The 17,558-nt window shown below is 61.3% G+C and carries 12 protein-coding genes; 9 read left to right on the top strand and 3 right to left on the bottom strand.

The window, feature by feature from the left end; translation table 11 throughout:
- Positions 1–31: 31 nt before the first annotated feature.
- The 6 genes from FGQ61_RS04685 (at position 32) to FGQ61_RS04710 (ending at position 12,370) form a co-directional block, all read left to right on the top strand.
- A complete protein-coding gene (locus tag FGQ61_RS04685; RefSeq protein ID WP_212745437.1) occupies positions 32–1,600 on the top strand; it encodes a threonine/serine exporter family protein in 1,569 nt (522 codons plus the stop codon).
- A gap of 320 nt (positions 1,601–1,920) precedes the next feature.
- On the top strand, positions 1,921–2,469 hold the full coding sequence (locus tag FGQ61_RS04690) for a DUF2798 domain-containing protein (RefSeq protein ID WP_117848029.1): 549 nt from the start codon (positions 1,921–1,923) through the stop codon (positions 2,467–2,469).
- Positions 2,470–2,750: 281 nt separating this feature from the next.
- Positions 2,751–7,190, top strand: coding sequence for an acyl-CoA dehydratase activase (locus FGQ61_RS04695; protein WP_138374743.1), 4,440 nt, complete (start codon positions 2,751–2,753; stop codon positions 7,188–7,190).
- On the top strand, positions 7,174–7,863 hold the full coding sequence (locus FGQ61_RS04700; protein ID WP_138374744.1) for a TetR/AcrR family transcriptional regulator: 690 nt from the start codon (positions 7,174–7,176) through the stop codon (positions 7,861–7,863). The genes FGQ61_RS04695 and FGQ61_RS04700 overlap by 17 nt, the downstream gene beginning before the upstream one ends.
- Before the next feature lie 192 nt (positions 7,864–8,055).
- Positions 8,056–10,698, top strand: a complete 2,643-nt coding sequence (locus tag FGQ61_RS04705; protein ID WP_138374745.1) for an ATP-dependent Clp protease ATP-binding subunit — start codon at positions 8,056–8,058, stop codon at positions 10,696–10,698.
- 214 nt (positions 10,699–10,912) lie between these two features.
- Positions 10,913–12,370, top strand: coding sequence for an aminoacyl-histidine dipeptidase (locus FGQ61_RS04710; protein ID WP_138374746.1), 1,458 nt, complete (start codon positions 10,913–10,915; stop codon positions 12,368–12,370).
- 126 nt (positions 12,371–12,496) lie between these two features.
- On the opposite strand, the gene FGQ61_RS04715 is transcribed toward FGQ61_RS04710, so the two are convergent.
- From FGQ61_RS04715 to FGQ61_RS04725, 3 genes are all read right to left on the bottom strand, one after another.
- On the bottom strand, positions 12,497–13,801 hold the full coding sequence (locus FGQ61_RS04715) for a type II toxin-antitoxin system HipA family toxin (protein ID WP_138374747.1): 1,305 nt from the start codon (positions 13,799–13,801) through the stop codon (positions 12,497–12,499).
- Positions 13,802–14,233 (bottom strand): helix-turn-helix domain-containing protein, encoded by a 432-nt coding sequence (locus tag FGQ61_RS04720; RefSeq protein ID WP_035137547.1) that lies wholly within the window; start codon positions 14,231–14,233, stop codon positions 13,802–13,804.
- Positions 14,234–14,353: 120 nt separating this feature from the next.
- A complete protein-coding gene (locus FGQ61_RS04725; RefSeq protein ID WP_117745788.1) occupies positions 14,354–14,932 on the bottom strand; it encodes a manganese efflux pump MntP in 579 nt (192 codons plus the stop codon).
- 373 nt (positions 14,933–15,305) lie between these two features.
- On the opposite strand from FGQ61_RS04725, the gene disA reads away from it, so the two are divergent.
- From disA to ispF, 3 genes are read left to right on the top strand one after another with little or no spacing between them, the layout of a single operon-like run.
- Positions 15,306–16,346, top strand: coding sequence for a DNA integrity scanning diadenylate cyclase DisA (gene disA, locus FGQ61_RS04730; RefSeq protein ID WP_369796797.1), 1,041 nt, complete (start codon positions 15,306–15,308; stop codon positions 16,344–16,346).
- Positions 16,346–17,074: a 2-C-methyl-D-erythritol 4-phosphate cytidylyltransferase gene (gene ispD / locus FGQ61_RS04735; protein ID WP_138374748.1), complete on the top strand. Its 729-nt coding sequence runs from the start codon at positions 16,346–16,348 to the stop codon at positions 17,072–17,074. Before disA ends, ispD begins: the two co-directional genes overlap by 1 nt.
- Complete coding sequence (gene ispF, locus FGQ61_RS04740) at positions 17,064–17,558, top strand: 2-C-methyl-D-erythritol 2,4-cyclodiphosphate synthase (RefSeq protein ID WP_138374749.1); 495 nt, start codon at positions 17,064–17,066, stop codon at positions 17,556–17,558. Before ispD ends, ispF begins: the two co-directional genes overlap by 11 nt.

Raw genomic sequence — 17,558 nt, forward strand, 5'->3', positions numbered from 1 at the left:
GGGGGTTAGTCGGTAGGAAGGGAGCGTCTATATGGACGACGCGAGCGAGCGTTCAATCGAAGAGGACATGCTCGATCAGTTCAATTACTTTGATGATGAGGACGAGGAGCTGATCGACCGTCGCGAGCCAGCGCCGCTTGATTCCTTTGATCTGGTCGATGAAGAGCCCGACGAGGACGAGGGCGAATTAACGGAGCCCCCACAGCCTTCGCGCCTTGACTCGCTGCTTTCGAGAGCCCCCATGCATCACGGCGTTCGTGCCGGCGCGCTCCATATGAAAACTGACTGGCACCAGATCGTGACGGCAGGCGATGAACTTGCCGTCGATGCGCCGCTCACCGATAAATCATCCATCATCTGCCGCACCGGCATGCTTATGCTGGCAAGCGGAACGGGTGCCTGGCGCGTGCGCGATACCATGAATCGTGTTGCTGCCGTACTGGGCGTCACGATTCACGTCGACCTGAGTCTTCTGTCGTTTGAGTGCACCTGCATCGAAGATGGCCACTGCTTTAACGAGGTTGTCAGCCTGCCCACAACGGGAGTCAATACCCATCGCATTTGGATGATGGAGAGTTTCCTCAAGGAAATCGAGACCTATGGTCGTCGCTTCACGGTACACGAGTATCACGAGATGCTCAGGACCGTTGAGAGCTCAAAGCCCGATTACTCTCCCTGGCAACAGGGCCTTGCGGCAGCCTGTGCTTGCGGCGCCTTCGTCTTTTTGCTCGGCGGCGGCCCTATCGAGATGGCCTGTGCATTCGTAGGCGCTGGTGTCGGTAACTTTGCTCGCTCCCATATTCTCAAGCAAGGCCTTGGTCAGTTCAGCGCGCTGACGACCGGTGTTGCGCTCGCTTGCGTTTCGTATCTGCTGGCATTGCTCGGCCTTGGCCAGGTCATACCGGGGGCAATGTCGCACCAAGAAGGCTATATCGGCGCCATGCTCTTTGTGATTCCCGGCTTTCCGCTCATTACGGCAGGCCTCGACATCGCTAAGCTCGACATGCGAAGCGGTATCGAGCGCCTTTCATATGCCGTATCGATTATTGTGATGGCGACCCTCGTAGGTTGGATGGTTGCCGAGTGTGTTGGCCTGGCGCCGGACGACTTTGCCCCACTGGGCCTTTCGCCGCTTGCCCTTACGCTCCTGCGCGTGGTGATGAGCTTCGTTGGCGTATTCGGCTTCTCGGTGATGTTCAACAGCCCGGTAAAGATGGCCGCGGCAGCTGGGTTGATCGGCGCCGTTTCCAATACCCTGCGCCTTACGCTCGTCGATGCGCCGACGATGATTCCCTTCCTGGGCCTCAGCACGGGAATGCCTCCCGAGGCAGCAGCGTTTATCGGCGCGCTGGTATCGGGTCTGCTGGCAAGCTTGGCCGAAGTCAAGCTCACCTACCCGCGTATCGCTCTCACGGTGCCTTCGATTGTCATTATGGTGCCGGGTTTGTATCTGTATCGCTCGATGTATTACATGTGCACCTTCGACACAGTCAATATGCTCGGTTGGTTTGTGCGTGCAGTGCTCATCGTGGCGTTTTTGCCCGTTGGTCTGGGTGTGGCACGTACACTCACCGACCCTCGCTGGCGCCACACCAGCTAATTGGTGCAAAGGGGACAGGTTACTTTGCACCCCCAATGAGTTGCGGTGAAATAGGGACTGAATTGCTGCTTAAAGGGTCAAAACAGTCCGTATTCCACCGCAACTTATGGGGTCGGGGGGGGGGATTATTGGTGTCCTGCATCTCCATAAACTCAACGCTTACGAAGCGCGCGCCGTTCGTGTTAGGGTAGTTCCACCACATAAGTAGTCGCAGACGCACGTACCACGGGCGGGCGAGATGAAGTCCCAACAGCTCCATCTTGCCCGCCCGTTTTTGTTGCGTGGTGCCGCGGCGTAACACAGAAAGGACAATGCCCTTTATGCCTATCAACAAACGAGAGAGCCTGCTGTTCACCTTTATCATGTGCTTTTGCATGGTGCTCTGGATGAGCATCTACAACGTTGCCCTGCAGCATGGGGCCATCAACGGCGAGGTTGTTGCCGCCGCGTGGCTCGGCTTCCCCGTTGCCTACATTTTTGCCATGTGCTGCGACTGGTTTGTTGCCAGCCCCCTTGCCAAGGGTTTCGCCTTTAAATTCCTGGTCACGCCGGGCAAGAGTTCGCCGCTTGCCATGACGCTTGCCGTCAGCTCCTGCATGGTCGTTCCCATGGTCATCATCATGTCGCTGTACGGTGCCTGTGAGGGTCTGACGCACATGCCCGGCGGCATCCTTGCGAACCTGTATTCCGTGCCCGCGATCTGGATGATCAACATCCCGCATAATTTTGTGATGGCGCTGCCGTGGAACCTTTTGGTAGCCGGTCCGATTTCCCGCTTCGTCTTCCGTCGCGCCTTCCCTGTGGGGACGGTTTTCGAGGAGGAGCATGCCGAGCTCTTGGAGCAGGCTATGGCTCCTGAGTGCGAGTAGCTCGCTTAGGGATCTGCTGAGCGCGGGCGACTTGCTTGGTTGGAGCCCAAAGCGTGGATAGCTCTCTCGGCGACATCGCGGGCGTGAGCGGTGCGCATGACCGGAGGGCCCGTGCTGCTCCGTTGCCCGACGTGCTAGCGCGCAGAACAATCTGTTGGTGCATTCGGCGGCTGCTGAAGCGTTTCGGCAGCCGCTTTTTATACGGAGTTTAAATACAACAGTCTGTTGTATTACGTAGAGTGGTATATCTCTAGCGGGAAAAATGCGAGAGACGGAGCATTATGGCGTTGCTAGTAGGACTGGACGTAGGGTCGACGACGACCAAAGTTTACGCGATGCACGAGGATATGACCGAGGCGTGGTGGGGATATCGCCGCCACGGGGCGTGTCAGACAGCGAGCGTGCGCGCCATGCTCGGCGAGCTCGCCGAGCGCTTTCCCCATGAGTCACTGCGCGTTGCGGTGACCGGCTCGGGTGCGCGCGATATCGCGACCGCGCTGGGCGCCTCGTACGTTCAGGAGGTGGTCGCCAACGCGCTCGCGATCAGCAGGTTCTATCCGCAGACGCGCTGCGCCATCGAGCTGGGCGGCCAAGACGCCAAGATGATCTTCTTCCGCACCAACGATAAGGGAGACATCGAGGTTGCCGACATGCGCATGAACGGCTCGTGCGCAGGCGGTACCGGTGCATTTATCGACGAGATGGCAAAGCTCATGGGGGTCGGCACCGAATCGGGCGAGTTCGAGCAGCTCGCAAGCCGGGGGACGACCGTCCACGAGGTCTCGGGCCGCTGCGGCGTGTACGCAAAGACCGATATCCAGCCGCTGCTCAACGAGGGCATTCCTACCACCGACCTGGCGCTTTCGGCGCTTCACGCGGTCGCCCGCCAAACGATCGGCGGTCTGGCCCAGGGTATCGACATCGAGCCGCCGGTAATCTTCGAGGGCGGTACGCTCGCCTACAACCCCACACTGGTCCGCGTGTTCCGGGAGCAACTGAATCTATCGGACGATCAGGTTATCGTCCCGCGCGATCCGCAGATCATGGTCGCGCGCGGTGCCGCCCTGTCGCTGACCGACATGTTCGCATCGTCCCAACCGATCGACCTTCCCGACGCTTTTGTCCGGCTGGATAAGCTCGAGACGGTCGCGCCCGCAAGCGGGGAGGGACGTCTTGCCCAGCCCTTTTTTGCCACACCTGCCGAGCAGGCGGATTTTACGGCACGCCATGGCAAAGAGACGCCGGCAAAGGGTCCGGATGCGTATGCGCCCGGAGAGACGGTGCGTGTGGCGCTCGGTATCGATTCGGGGAGCACGACGACCAAGTTCGCCCTGGTCGATGAGGCGGGTGAGCTTGTCGATTCGTTCTACGCGTCTAATAACGGCAGACCGCTCGACGTCGCCCAACAGGGTCTTGTCAGCTTGAAGAACCGCTGGGAGACAGCGGGAGTCACGCTTGCGATCGATGCCGTGGGCACCACGGGATACGGCGAGGAGCTTTTCGCGCGCGCGTTCCACGCCGACTACCATACGGTCGAGACGGTCGCGCACGCCCGCGCCGCGTGCGCATGCGTTCCCGATGCGACCTTCGTGCTCGACATCGGCGGACAGGATATGAAGGCCATCTGGCTCAACCACGGCGTGCTGACCGATATCGTCGTCAACGAGGCGTGCTCTGCGGGCTGCGGCTCGTTCCTCGAGGGTTTTGCCAAAAACCTCGGAATAGCCGTTGAGGATATCGCGACCGAGGCATTTTCGTCCAAAGCCCCCGCCGTTCTCGGCAGCCGCTGCACGGTGTTCATGAACAGCAGCGTCGTTTCCGAGCAGCGGCGCGGTAAGGGTCCGGGCGACATCATGGCCGGTCTCTGCCGTTCGATTATCGAGAACGTGTTCACCAAGGTCATTCGCGTTTCAAATCTCAACCGTCTGGGCGACAAAGTCGTCGTCCAGGGCGGCACGTTCCGAAACGACGCGGTGCTGCGCGCATTCGAGCAGTATCTGGGCAAACCCGTCACGCGTGCGCCCCACCCGGGGCTGATGGGCGCTATCGGTATCGCCCTGCTCGCGCGCGAGGAATGCCGCAAGGGCGACGCCGGCACGTCGTTTATCGGGCTCGATGCCGTGGAGCGCTTCGAGCATCGCGAGTTCGGCGGCGTTACCTGCCGTCGGTGCAACAACCGCTGCCAGCGCGCGGTCGTGGCATTTGGCGACGGCTCGCTTTACGTCACGGGCAATCGCTGCCCGCGCGGCGGCGCCATCTCATGGGATGAGCTCGTGCGCGAGGTTCCCGCGGCGGAGGAGCTGCGTCCGCAGGGTGCTTGCGAGGCACAGGCACCCGGCACGGGGCGCGACCGGACCGCGGCTGCCCCCAATCTCTTTGTCGACCGCGAGAAGCTGCTGTTCGAGTCGTACCCCACGGTTTCCGTCAGCGGGGGGCGCGATGTCACGATCGGCATTCCCCGTGTGCTCGAGTTCTGGGACACCATGCCGTTCTGGTCGACGTTCTTCAGCACGCTCGGCTTTAAGGTGCGCGTCTCGGGACGCAGCACCAAGGCGATGTACGAGCGCGGTCTGGCGCACGTCACATCCGACACCGTGTGCTTCCCGGCCAAGCTCGTCCACGGGCACATCCGCAATCTCGTCGACGCCGGCGTCGACCGCATCTTCATGCCCGTCATCACGACGGTGCCCACCGAAAACACCGCCTCTACCAGCGAGTGGATGTGCGCCGTCGTAAAGGGATACCCCTACGTGATGCGCAATTCCGATAACCCGGAGGAGCGTTTCGGCGTTCCGTTCGATACGCCGCTGTTCCACTGGTACGACGAGGGCGACCGAAACCGCCAGCTCAAGGCGTGGTGCAAGGAGACCTTCGATATCGATGCCGACCTGGTTGCCAAGGCGACCGAGCAGGCGGACCGCGCGCAGGAGACGTTTGAGAACCAGCTGCAGCTGCGCGGCAGGCAGGTGCTCGAGAACGTGCACGAGGACGGCGGCTACGCGGTGGTGATCGCTTCGCGCCCGTACCACAACGACCCGCTGGTCAACCACGGGCTGCCCAAGCTCTTCTCTGAGCGCGGCATCCCCGTGCTGACGCCCGATGCGGTGCCGGGGGTCTGCAACGTCGATCTTTCCAACAGCCGCATCGACATCGTGAACAACTACCATGCGCGCATGCTGTCGTGCGCGGTCATCGTCGCATCGACGCCCGAGCTCGAGCTCGTGCAGATGGGCAGCTTCGGCTGCGGCCACGATGCGTATCTCACCGACGAGATCGCGCGCATGATGGGCGAGATGGGCTCCAAGGTTCCGATGATGATCAAGCTCGATGAGAGCGACGTCGCCGGTCCCATGGGCATTCGCGTGCGTTCGTTTATCGAGTCGGTCAACCGTCGTCGCGCGGAGGAGCGTGCCGAGGGCGCCCGGGTGCACGCGGTCCATCCGCTCGACGACCCGTATAAGGTCAAGTACACCAAGCGCGACCGGCACGACAAGATCGCGCTGGTCCCCAACACCTCCCATGCGTTCTGCAGGCTCATGACCGCGGCGATGCGCAATCAGGGCGTGCGCGCCGAGGCCCTTGATATCGGGCGCGAGGATGCCATCCGCCTGGGCAAACGCTATGTGCACAACGACATCTGCTTCCCCGCGCAAATCGTGATCGGCGAGGCGCTCGCGGCACTCGAGAGCGGTAAGTACGACCCGCACGACGTCGCCGTGGTGACTGGCAAGTATATCGGCGACTGCCGCCTGACGCACTACATGCCCCTGCTGCGCCGCGCGCTCGACGACGCGGGATACGACTATGTCCCGGTGCTCACCAACGACGACGTCGATGCCCACAATGCGCATCCGGGCTTCAAGCTCGGCCTTGGCCCGAGCATCCAGATCGCCTACGGTCTTCCCATGATCGATGCCCTCGAGGCCATGCTTAGGCGCATCCGTCCCTACGAGCTCGAGAAGGGCGCGGCGGACGCTGCGTTCGACCGCGCGCTCGATGAGGTTATCGAGGGCATGGAGCGCTCCGGGCTGAGAGGCCAGGCGACGGGCTTCAAACGCGCGCTTGCGATCATGGACGCCGTTCCGTACGACCGCTCGAACCCGCATCCGACCGTTCTCATCGTGGGCGAGTACCTGCTCAATTTCCATCTCGGCGCCAACCACGAGATCGAGCGCTACCTCGAGGACAACGGGCTCGAGGTCATCGAGGCGCGCATGACCGACGTGATCCGCAAGACCTATTTCTACAAGCATGCGCAGTCGCGCGAGTTCCACGTCGACCTGTCGCTGCCCGAAAAGGCCTGGTACGCCACGGCGGACAACCTGTTCGAGCTCGCGCACGACCGTTGCGACCGCCTGGGCGCGGCGAGCCCGCTCTACGAGCCGCCGACGCGCATGCCCGAGCTCGTGCGCGCGAGCGATAAGATCCTGCACCATACGTTCGATGCGGGCGAGGGCGTGCTGATTCCGGCGGAGATTCTCGAGCACGCCAAGCGCGGCTGCCGCAACTTCGTGATCCTGCAGCCGTTCGGGTGTCTGCCCAACCATGTCGTGGGGCGCGGGCTCATCCATGCGCTCAAGGAGCAGTATCCCACGGCGCAGTTCCTGCCGCTCGACTACGATCCCGACGTGAGCTTCGCCAACGTGGAGAACCGTCTTCAGATGCTCATCATGAACGCCAAGGCGCAGGGGTGCGGTGAGGCGCATGGCGAGACCGCGTAAGGACGCCGATGCGCCCGATGCACGCACCCGTATCATCGAGGCGTTTTGGGAGCTCATCGAGAACAACAGCATCTTCGAGCTGTCGGTTGGCGAGGTGACCCGCGCCGCCCAGTGCAATCGCGGAACGTTTTACTACTATTTTCACGATTTCGATGAACTCGTCGCCATCGCCATAGCCCAGCTGCTGCAGGATAACGAGCTCATCACCGATGCCCTCTGGCATTTTTCGAGCGAGGGCGACCTTTCGGCGTTCGACCGGCGCGACGTCCGCTGCCTGCTGCGGCGCATCGTCATCACCATGAGGGCGGGTGCCGCCGAGCAGGTCGTGCAGGGCATCCATACGATCATCATCGACCGCGTGAGAGAGATCGTCCACCCCGACGGAGAAGAGCTCAAGGCAGATTCGAGCTTTGCGGTGGGCTTTCTGGTCTCGGGCATCATGGGCTTTGTGATGGCGGTCGGCTTTGCCCGGGAGGGCGGCGAGGAGATAGACCTCGAGCAGCCGGGGGACAGCGCGTGCGCGTACCTGAGGGCGGTCGCCATGCAGACGGTGGAAACGGTCGCGCAAGTCGAGGGCGTCGATACATCCGAGCTGCTCGAACGCGTCTCCAAGGAGGTCGATGCCTATCGCGCATCGCGTGCGACGAGTCCCGACGTGGTGAAAGACGCCTAGGGTTTCTCTTGCGGGGCGCCTGTCGCGCATCGCGCGGTGAGTCCCGCGATGCGGTCATAACCTGCATTCATGTGAGCCGGGTTTATAGATATTCCTCCAGCTGTTAACATAGACAACCTGTGGGTAAAGAGACAAAAGCGCCGCCGACGGGCGGGCGTTTTGATTTCGATGAACTCATGTAAGGAAACGAGCATGTTAGATAGATTTACCGATCGAGCGCGCAAGGTCATGTCGATGGCCAAACAGGAGGCGCTCGATCTGCACTCAAATAAGGTGGGCACCGAGCACCTGCTGCTCGCACTCGCCAAGGAGGACGAGGGCATCGCTGCCGAGGCGCTGCGCTCGCTTGATATCTCCTACGACGACATCATGGACACCCTCAAGGAGGTCCAGACCACGGTTCCCGAGCCCAGCGAGGAGACCGAGGCTGCCAAGCTTGCCTTTACGCCGCTCGTCATTAGCGTGATGGAGCGCTCCTTCCGCGTGGCACGTGAGAACAACCAGACCTACGTGTCGACCGAGCACTTGCTGATTGGCATCGTCGAAGAGGGTAACGGCATGGCCATGGACATCCTCATGCGCCTGGGTGTGTCGTCCGCCTCCATCAAAAAGGCTATCGAGAAACTTACCGCCAAGGACCAGGACAAGAAGCGTCCGCTCGCCGGTGCCGGTGCCGGGCGTCCCGGTGCGGGCCTGCCGTTCTTTAGCGGCTCGGACGCGTCGCAGCAAAAGGGGAGCGGCACCGATACGCTTAAGCAGTTCGCCACCAACCTTACGCAGAAGGCGCGCGACGGCGAGCTCGACCCTGTAATTGGTCGCGAAAAGGAAGTCCAGCGTATGATGGAGATCCTTTCGCGTCGCACCAAGAACAATCCGCTTATCTTGGGCGACCCCGGCGTGGGCAAGACGGCCATCGTCGAGGGTCTGGCTCAGCAGATTGCAGCTGGCAACGTGCCCGAGAACCTTATGAACCAGAACATCTGGACGCTCGACCTGCCGGGCCTCGTTGCGGGCGCCAAGTATCGCGGTGAGTTTGAGGAGCGCCTCAAGAACGTGATCCAGGAGGCCACCGAAGCTGACGACGTCATCCTGTTTATTGACGAGATGCACACCATCATCGGTGCCGGCTCTGCCGAGGGCTCCATCGACGCGAGCTCCATGCTCAAGCCCGTGCTCGCGCGCGGTGCCTTCCAGATTATCGGCGCCACCACGGCCGAGGAATTCCGCAAGTACCTCACCAAGGACCCGGCCTTCGAGCGTCGCTTCCAGACCATCGATGTCGAGGAGCCGAGCGTCGAGGACACGGTCAAGATCCTGACCGCGCTCAAGCCGCGCTACGAGGAGCACCACCATGTGCGCTATACGCAGGGTGCTATCGAGGCCGCCGCGAACCTTTCCAACCGCTACATCCAGGATCGCTTCCTGCCCGATAAGGCCATCGACCTCATCGACGAGGCTGGCGCCCGCGCTCGCATCGCCGCGAATCGCGCGCCCGAGCCGGTGCGTGAGGCCGAGCATCGCGTGGAGGAGCTTAAGGCCGCCGCGCAGGAGGCCACCGAGAGCGACGACATGAACAAGGCCGCCGAGATCACCGAGCAGCAGAAGGCCGCCGAGATTGAGCTCGCCGAGGCCAAGGCCGCCTGGACCGCCGAGCTCGACGCCAGCCCGCTCACCATCGATGTCTCCCAGATCGCCGACATCGTGTCCGTGACTTCGGGCGTGCCGGTGTCTTCGCTTACCGAGAGCGAGAGCCGTCGCCTGCTGCAGGCCGAAAGCGTGCTCAAGACGCGCATCATCGGTCAGGATGAGGCCGTCGAGGCCGTTGCCAAGGCCGTGCGCCGCAGCCGCTCGCCGCTCAAGGACCCGCGTCGCCCCGGCGGCAGCTTTATCTTCCTGGGCCCCACCGGCACGGGCAAAACCGAGCTCGCCAAGACGCTCGCCGAGTATCTCTTTGGCAGCAAGGACGCGCTCATCAGCTTCGATATGTCGGAGTTTGGCAGTGAGTTCGAGGTCTCCAAGCTCATCGGTAGCCCCCCGGGCTATGTGGGCCACGACGAGGGCGGCCAGCTCACCAAGGCTGTTCGCCGTCACCCGTACTCGGTCGTGCTGTTCGACGAGATCGAAAAGGCGCACCCCGACATCTTCAATATCCTGCTGCAGGTGTTGGAGGAGGGCCGTCTGACCGATAGCCAGGGCAAGACGGTCGACTTCCGCAATACGGTGATCATCATGACGTCAAACGTGGGCGCCCGCGAGATCGCGCAGGATGCGAGCGTTGGCTTTGGCACCACCGGCGAGCAGGGCCTCACGTCGAGTGAGATCCGCGGCCGCGCGATGGGCGAGCTCAAGCGCCTGTTCCGCCCCGAGTTGCTCAACCGTATCGACGACATTGTGGTGTTCCAGAAGCTCTCGGGCGAGAATCTTACCAAGATCGCGCACCTGCTGGTGGACGACCTGCGTCAGCGTTTGATTGCCAACGGCATGAACATCAAGCTCACCGATGCGGCCTATGACAAGATCGTGGCCGAGGGCACCGACCTCACCAACGGTGCGCGTCCGCTGCGCCGTGCCATCCAAAAGCTCATCGAGGACCCGCTGTCCGAGGAGCTGCTGGCCGGCGAGTGGGGCGAGGGCGATACCGTCCTGTGCGACGTGGCCGACGGCAAGTTCGTCTTTAGCCATGGCACAGGCGAGATTCCAGCGCCGCGTCCGGCAGGTGCGCTCGGGGGCGATACCGCTCCGGCAGCGCCGCACACCGGAAACGCCGCGCCTGTGAGCAGTGGCGTGAGCTCGGGCCCCGGCGGCATGATGCAAGCCGGTTCCGGCGCGCTGTAGGGCGTGGCGACAATTTGATCTGTGCAATCGAGGCGTTCCGGCAAGGGCGCCTCGATTTGTAGAGCTGCGGTAACTGTGACCGTTACGCTATGCGGTCCACCGTTAGCCGATGATGCGAGAGCGCTCGGCGTTTTCGACTGGTTTATGCAAACGAAGTCTGGGAATATACAAGGCGCATGTCTTACTGTCTAACCAGTTGCGCCAAGGAGGCACCATGGACTACAAGATTACCGGCTACGAGCCCGCCCAGCTGTTCCATTTCTTTGAGGAGGTCAGCGCGATCCCCCGTGGGTCTGGCAACGAGAAGGGCATCAGCGATTTCCTGGTTGCGTTTGCCAAGGAGCGCGGTCTCGATGTGTATCAGGACGAGGTCTACAACGTCATCATTCGCAAGCCCGCATCTGCCGGCGCCGAGAATGCCCCGACCGTGATGCTGCAGGGCCACATCGACATGGTGTGCGACAAGCTGGGCTCCGTTGAGCACGACTTTACGACTGATGGTATCGACCTGGTCGTCAAGGACGGCGTCCTCACCGCTAACGGCACCACTCTGGGCGCCGACAACGGTATTGCCGTCGCTCTGATGCTCACTGTGCTCAACGACGATTCGATTGCTCATCCGGCCCTCGAGTGCGTGTTCACCACCGACGAGGAGACTGGCCTGGTTGGCGCCGAGACGCTCGACAAGTCCCAGATTAGCGCCCGCACCATGATTAACCTTGACTCCGAGGAAGAGGGCGTTGCCACCGTCAGCTGCGCCGGCGGCGTCGTCGTTACCTACACCTGCCCGATCGCGCGCGAGCACAAGACCGGTAGCACCCTCACGCTCGACATCTCCGGCCTGCTGGGCGGCCACTCCGGCAGCGATATCCACCTGGAGCGCGGCAACGGCAACCTCATCATGGCCCGCATCATCGACCGCCTGATGGTCGCCGGCGAGCCCGCCATCGTTAGCTTTAACGGCGGCACCAAGGACAACGCCATCAACCGTGAGTGCAAAGCTGTTCTGGTCTACGCCGACCACGCCGCCGCCGAGGCCGCGGCCCAGATCGCAAAGGGCATCATCGCCGACGTTACTGCCGAGCTCGAGGTCTTTGACCCCGGCTTTACCTGCACCGTCGAGATTGCCGACGACGCCGAGGTCGAGGCCATGGACGAGAAGTCCGCGCTTGCCCTCATCCGTGCCCTGCGTCTTGCCCCTAACGGCGTGATTCGCCGCAACGTCGCCACCGACGGCTCCGTCGAGGTTTCCTCCAACATCGGTGTGGTTGCCACCTCTGACGACCAGGTCAAGATCATGCTGTCCCCGCGCTCCTCGATCACCTCGCTGCAGAACGAGTTCAAGGACCGCCTGCAGACGCTTGCCGATGTCCTGGGCTTCGACGCCAAGTTTGAGTTCGAGTATCCCGGCTGGAGCTATGCCGAGCATTCGCCGGTCCGCGACATCTTTGTCGAGAGCTATCGCGAGCTCTTTGGCTCCGAGCTGCGCATCGAGTCCATTCACGCCGGCCTTGAGTGCGGCTTGTTTGCCGAGGCCCTGCACGGCCTGGACGCCATCGCCGTGGGTCCGACGCTCTCCGATGTCCACACCCCGGACGAGAGCATGGAGCTCGCTTCTGCCGAGCGCTTCTACGAGCTGCTCATCGACGTGCTCAAGCGCCTCGCTGCGTAAAGGTTGCGCTAGCAGCAGTCCGAGCCACGTGCTAGCGGATTGCAAATGACATTACGAGAGGGGGCATTCGAGCGTTTGCGACGGGTGCCCCCCTCTTTTGTTTGATAATTGCGAAATTACGGTCACCTAGTCCATTTCTGCCCTGATGAGGTCGAGGGTGCGCTGGCAGTTTTCGCGGACGGGGCCGAGCATATGCTCGCGCAGGTCCGCCATGCCGGGCAGGTCGGCGTATTCGTCCATGACCTCTTCCATGCAAATGGGTACCTCGTAGGCGAGGTCCATCATGGTCGCAAAGCAAAACTTCTCGGATAGCCCGGCATCGGTAAGCGCCGCCTCCAGCGCGGGATCGCCCATACCGTGGTATCGGCGGATAGCGCCTGGACCGATTCGCCCCACACGATTTTCGCCGCCAACGCTCATGGCGAGGCGCGCTTTTCGCCGCATACGTTCGTATGCTAAGCCCGATGCGACATCGTACATGGGTGCGAGCGCCGCGTTTGTGCCTTTGCCTAGGATGAGCGAGTAGTTTTTAGCGTGTGCGTCAGGCGCTCCGATAATGGCGTTATAGAACAACATATAGGTAAAAAGCACAAGATTCATGTGGTGGGGGACTGTGTTAATCAGTCGTTCTTGGATGTCTCGTGTAGTTGGTCCTCCGTCGGCGGTGTATTTCTGGGTTGGCAATACACCGAGTGCCTGGCAAAAGTCCTCCTGATGCAGCCTTTCGATATTTCCGCTGCTATTGACCATTCTGTCGTACCGTTCAACGACGAGCGCAGCTTCGTCTTCAAATGTGCAATAGGAGACGTTGGCAGTTGGAATGCCAACACGCCGAGCTGTTTTCATGCAGACGAATTCGTTTAAGGCCTGATGTTTGAACCCAACGACACCATTTTTGAAGATATGGGTAGTGGGGGATGACCCTAGACATTCGCACCATTGTCCATCATGCCAAGCTAGTGCAAATTTGCCTTGGTTGCCGCCCAGGGACCAGCTTTCGTTGGAGCCCATCCATGTCTCTCTTTCGTCATCGCGAATTGCTTTGAGCTTGTGAGCGATTTGAGAATTGGTAAGCGGGCGGTATGCTGAGACCCTGCCGTGGGCGGCATCTAATTGATCGGCTCGACAAAACTGAACGGCCCCCGCGCAGTCTAGACCGATATGGCACAAGAGGGCGACGGGGTTGTTGGATGCAACGTCATGCTCGGCGGCAATAGCGCGACGCTGCTCTTGGCTGTCGGGCAAAAGGCCAAATAGGAACGGACGGACGATGTTATGGCCATATGTGCGATTGGAAAGCGGCATTGTTAACGATAGCGGTGCTCCGCGATAGGTTGGGGCGTATACAAAGCTGCAGAGTCCATGCTCGTCTTGCCGGAGAGTGCCGGCGATTTCGCCACAAATGAAGGTCGCAAGCTCCATTTCTGCCATTTATTTCACAACCTTACAGCCAAAGGAGAGGTCTGAAGTGCCGGAAAGGCCTTGCTCGGCTGCGATTTGGGCCAGCAAGGCACCATAGAAAGCTGGCGTTCCTTGTCGAGCGGGTCGTCTGCCTACGCTTGGCTTTGGCAGGGCATTCGAGTTCGCGATAGGGAGGTCCGCTATCGTCATCGGATGTTCGGAGGGTGATGCGATGGAGTCGTTATCGCTTTGCGCAAAGAGACCTATGCCGAGTGCGTTAAAGACGGTCAACAGCTTGTCGAGCCGAATGCCCGTGGCATCTCCCAGCTCGAGCGATGCGAGCAGGCGCTCCGAAACACCGGCCTTATTAGCGAGGGCGGCACGGGTGAGACCCTGAGCCTCGCGTGCCTGGCGCACGTAGATGCCAGCTTGGCGCGGTGTGGTGATGGGAAGGGTATCCACGGCGATCTCCTAACGTGCAGACTTTTGCATCATAGCATGACATGCAAAAGTCTGCATGAAAAGGCCTCATGCAAAACTCTGCATGAGGCCTCATCCGGACGTTTAGTTTTGAAGGGTGTTTTACAGCGCCAAAATCCCCAGATGCTCCAGCAAAATCTTGAGGCCGATGAGGACGAGCACGACGCCACCCACGATGGTGGCGGGCTTTTCGTAGCGCGCGCCAAAGGTGTGGCCGATCGCTACGCCGGCAACGGAGAAGACAAAGGTCGTGATGCCAATGAGCGACACGGCGGGAACGATATCGACCGAGAGCGCGGCAAACGAGATGCCCACGGCAAGCGCGTCAATCGAGGTGGCGATGGCAAGGATTAGATATTCGCCCAGGTCGATCTTTTCGGCATCCTTGCCGTCGCCTTCGTTCTCGTCCTCAGTAAAGGCTTCCCACAGCATCTTGCCGCCGATAAAGGCGAGCAGGATAAAGGCGATCCAGTGGTCGATGGGGCTGATGATGCCCATGAACTGGCTACCAAGGGCCCACCCAATTACGGGCATGCCGGCCTGGAAACCGCCAAAGAACAGGCCGAGTATCACGGCGACCTTAAGGTTGATCCTTTTCATGCCAAGGCCCTTGCAGATGGATACGGCAAAAGCGTCCATAGAAAGGCCGATAGCGAGCAACACAAGCTCTGCGAGTCCCATAGTCTGGCTCCCTCTCTGCGGGCGGGCCCGCGTGTACCTCTTGGGGGAGTAACAAAAAAGACCCGTGGCGTACGCGTTGCGCGCACAGCCACGAGTCTCGTTCATTAAGGCAAGCCAGGCCGCATCGGCCAGTGTGTTGACTTGCCGCGCCACCGGAGGCGAACCCGATCACGCGACTACTCCCTCATTTATGCGAATCCCGATGCTACCACATGAACAGCTGATTTGGGTTGGGCTCTCAGCTGTGTTCGCTCATTCTGTAAGCATCGGATTTCGCAAGCGCCGCAGGGACAAACCGTGAGAAACTATTTAGCGTTTATGGAGCGTATACGATGGGAGCGATGCCTTGGATAAGAACGAGCTGCAAAAGCGTATGGAACAGGCCATCCGCCTGACGGCACCTGGTCAGCCGATCCGCACCGCCCTCGACATGATCATCGCCGGTCACCTGGGCGCCCTTATCTGCGTCGGCGACACCGAAAACGTGCTCGCTGCCGGTAACGACGGCTTCCCGCTCAACATTTCGTTTACCTCGAACCGCCTGTTCGAGCTTTCCAAGATGGACGGCGCCATCGTTATCGATGGCGACCTCACCCAGATCCTGCGCGCCAACTTCCACCTCAATCCCGATCCCTCGCTCGCCACGAGTGAGACGGGCATGCGTCACCGTACTGCCGCTCGCATGTCGGTGCTCACCGATGCCATCGTGATCTCGGTTTCGGCTCGTCGCGCCGTCGTCAACGTGTACGTCCACGGCAAGAGCTACGAGATCCAGCCCGTCACCACCATCATGAGCTCGGTCAACCAGCTCGTCGCCACGCTCCAGACTACCCGTCAGTCGCTCGATCGCTCCCTGCTGCGCCTGACGGCCCTCGAGCTCGACGACTACGTCACGCTCGCCGACATCACCGGCATTTTCTCGAGTTTCGAGATCATGCAACAGGCAAAGACCGAGCTTAAGGATTGCATCGTCAAGCTGGGTAACCAGGGCAAGCTCGTGCAGATGCAGCTTGAGCAGCTCGCGGGCTCCAGCATGGATACCGAATACGACTTGATGATCCGCGACTACGCAAGCGATTCCTCTGAGGCCAACGCCGAGAAGATTCGCGCCGAGCTGAGTCGCATGACGCCTAAGGACCTGTCTGACCCGCAGCACGTGGCGGCAGTTCTGGGCTATGACGACCTGGACGAGGACTCCGTCATGACGCCGCTGGGCCTGCGCACGCTTTCGCGCGTGTCCGTCGTGCGCGACGGCGTGGCCGAGAAGATCGTCGACGAGTATGGCTCGCTGCAGGAGCTCATGGACGACATCAGCGAGGATCCGGAGCGCTTGGGCGACTTTGGCGTCAACAACCCTGCCATTCTTGCGGACTCGCTGTACCGCATGAAGGGCACCAAACAGGGGAACGCATAATGGCGCCCGTATGCGCTGTGGTCGTTGCCGGCGGCAGCGGCCAGCGCTTTGGAAATCCCGGCGGCAAGCAGCTCGTTAACGTGGCGGGCCGTCCGCTCATGAGCTGGTCCATCCGCGCGTTCGATCGTAGCGACAAGGTCGGCCACATCGTGGTGGTGTGTCCTGCCGAGCGCCGTGCCGAGATGCGCCGCCTGGCCATCGACCCGTTTGACTATGACACGCCCATCAGCTTTGCCGATGCCGGCGATACCCGTCAGGATTCCACTCGTGCCGGCGTGCATGCGGTTCCGGCGGGTTTCGAATATGTCGCCATCCACGATGGCGCTCGTCCGCTCATTACGACCGAGGCCATCGACCACGCTATCGACGTGCTCATGGGTGACCGCTCGCTCGACGGTGTCGTGTGCGGTCAGCCCGCGATCGACACGCTCAAGATCGTCGACGGCGATAATATCGTCGAGACGCCGCCGCGTGAGCTCTATTGGGCCGCGCAGACGCCGCAGATCTTTAGCGTCGATGCTATGAAGCGCGCCCACGCTGCAGCCATTGCCGAGGGCTTTATCGGCACCGATGATTCGTCGCTGGTCGAGCGCATGGGTGGGCGCGTCCGCTGCGTCCAGAGCCCGCGCGATAACCTTAAGGTGACGGTGCCCGAGGACTTGCGTCCCGTAACCGCGATTCTGCTTGGCCGCATGGCCGAGGGAGAGGACCTTCCCCATGTTCAGTAACCTGCGCATTGGCCATGGCTACGACGTCCACCGTCTGGTGGAGGGGCGTCGATGTATCATCGGCGGTGTCGACATTCCCTACGAGCGCGGCCTGCTGGGCCACTCGGATGCCGATGTGCTCGCGCACGCCTTGGCCGACGCCATTCTGGGCGCCTGCCGCGGGGGAGACATCGGCAAGCTATTCCCCGACACCGATCCCGCCTACGAGGGTGCCGATTCGATGGTGCTGCTTGCCCGCGTGATGGACTATGCGCGCGAGCTGGGCTTTGAGTTTGTCGATGCCGATTGCACCATTGCCTGTCAGCAACCCAAGATCACCCCGCACCGCGATGCCATGCGCGCCAACCTCGCCCATGCCCTGGGCGTCGATGTCGAAAACGTGGGCGTCGCCGCCACTACGACCGAAAGGCTCGGTTGGGAAGGCCAGGGCGAGGGAATCGGCGCCTGGGCCGTCTGCCTGCTACAGAAAACCGTTAAGGAGTAA

Origin of the sequence: Collinsella aerofaciens, from assembly GCF_005844325.1 — a bacterium.
GTDB lineage: Bacteria > Actinomycetota > Coriobacteriia > Coriobacteriales > Coriobacteriaceae > Collinsella > Collinsella aerofaciens_G.

Coding starts and splice junctions, on each gene's coding strand:
- FGQ61_RS04715 (WP_138374747.1), bottom strand. CDS start 13,801: ATGGCAGAAATGGAGCTTGCGACCTTCATTTGTGGCGAAATCGCCGGC.
- disA (WP_369796797.1), top strand. CDS start 15,306: ATGGAACAGGCCATCCGCCTGACGGCACCTGGTCAGCCGATCCGCACC.
- ispF (WP_138374749.1), top strand. CDS start 17,064: ATGTTCAGTAACCTGCGCATTGGCCATGGCTACGACGTCCACCGTCTG.
- FGQ61_RS04690 (WP_117848029.1), top strand. CDS start 1,921: ATGCCTATCAACAAACGAGAGAGCCTGCTGTTCACCTTTATCATGTGC.
- FGQ61_RS04725 (WP_117745788.1), bottom strand. CDS start 14,932: ATGGGACTCGCAGAGCTTGTGTTGCTCGCTATCGGCCTTTCTATGGAC.
- FGQ61_RS04685 (WP_212745437.1), top strand. CDS start 32: ATGGACGACGCGAGCGAGCGTTCAATCGAAGAGGACATGCTCGATCAG.
- FGQ61_RS04700 (WP_138374744.1), top strand. CDS start 7,174: ATGGCGAGACCGCGTAAGGACGCCGATGCGCCCGATGCACGCACCCGT.
- FGQ61_RS04695 (WP_138374743.1), top strand. CDS start 2,751: ATGGCGTTGCTAGTAGGACTGGACGTAGGGTCGACGACGACCAAAGTT.
- FGQ61_RS04705 (WP_138374745.1), top strand. CDS start 8,056: ATGTTAGATAGATTTACCGATCGAGCGCGCAAGGTCATGTCGATGGCC.
- FGQ61_RS04710 (WP_138374746.1), top strand. CDS start 10,913: ATGGACTACAAGATTACCGGCTACGAGCCCGCCCAGCTGTTCCATTTC.
- ispD (WP_138374748.1), top strand. CDS start 16,346: ATGGCGCCCGTATGCGCTGTGGTCGTTGCCGGCGGCAGCGGCCAGCGC.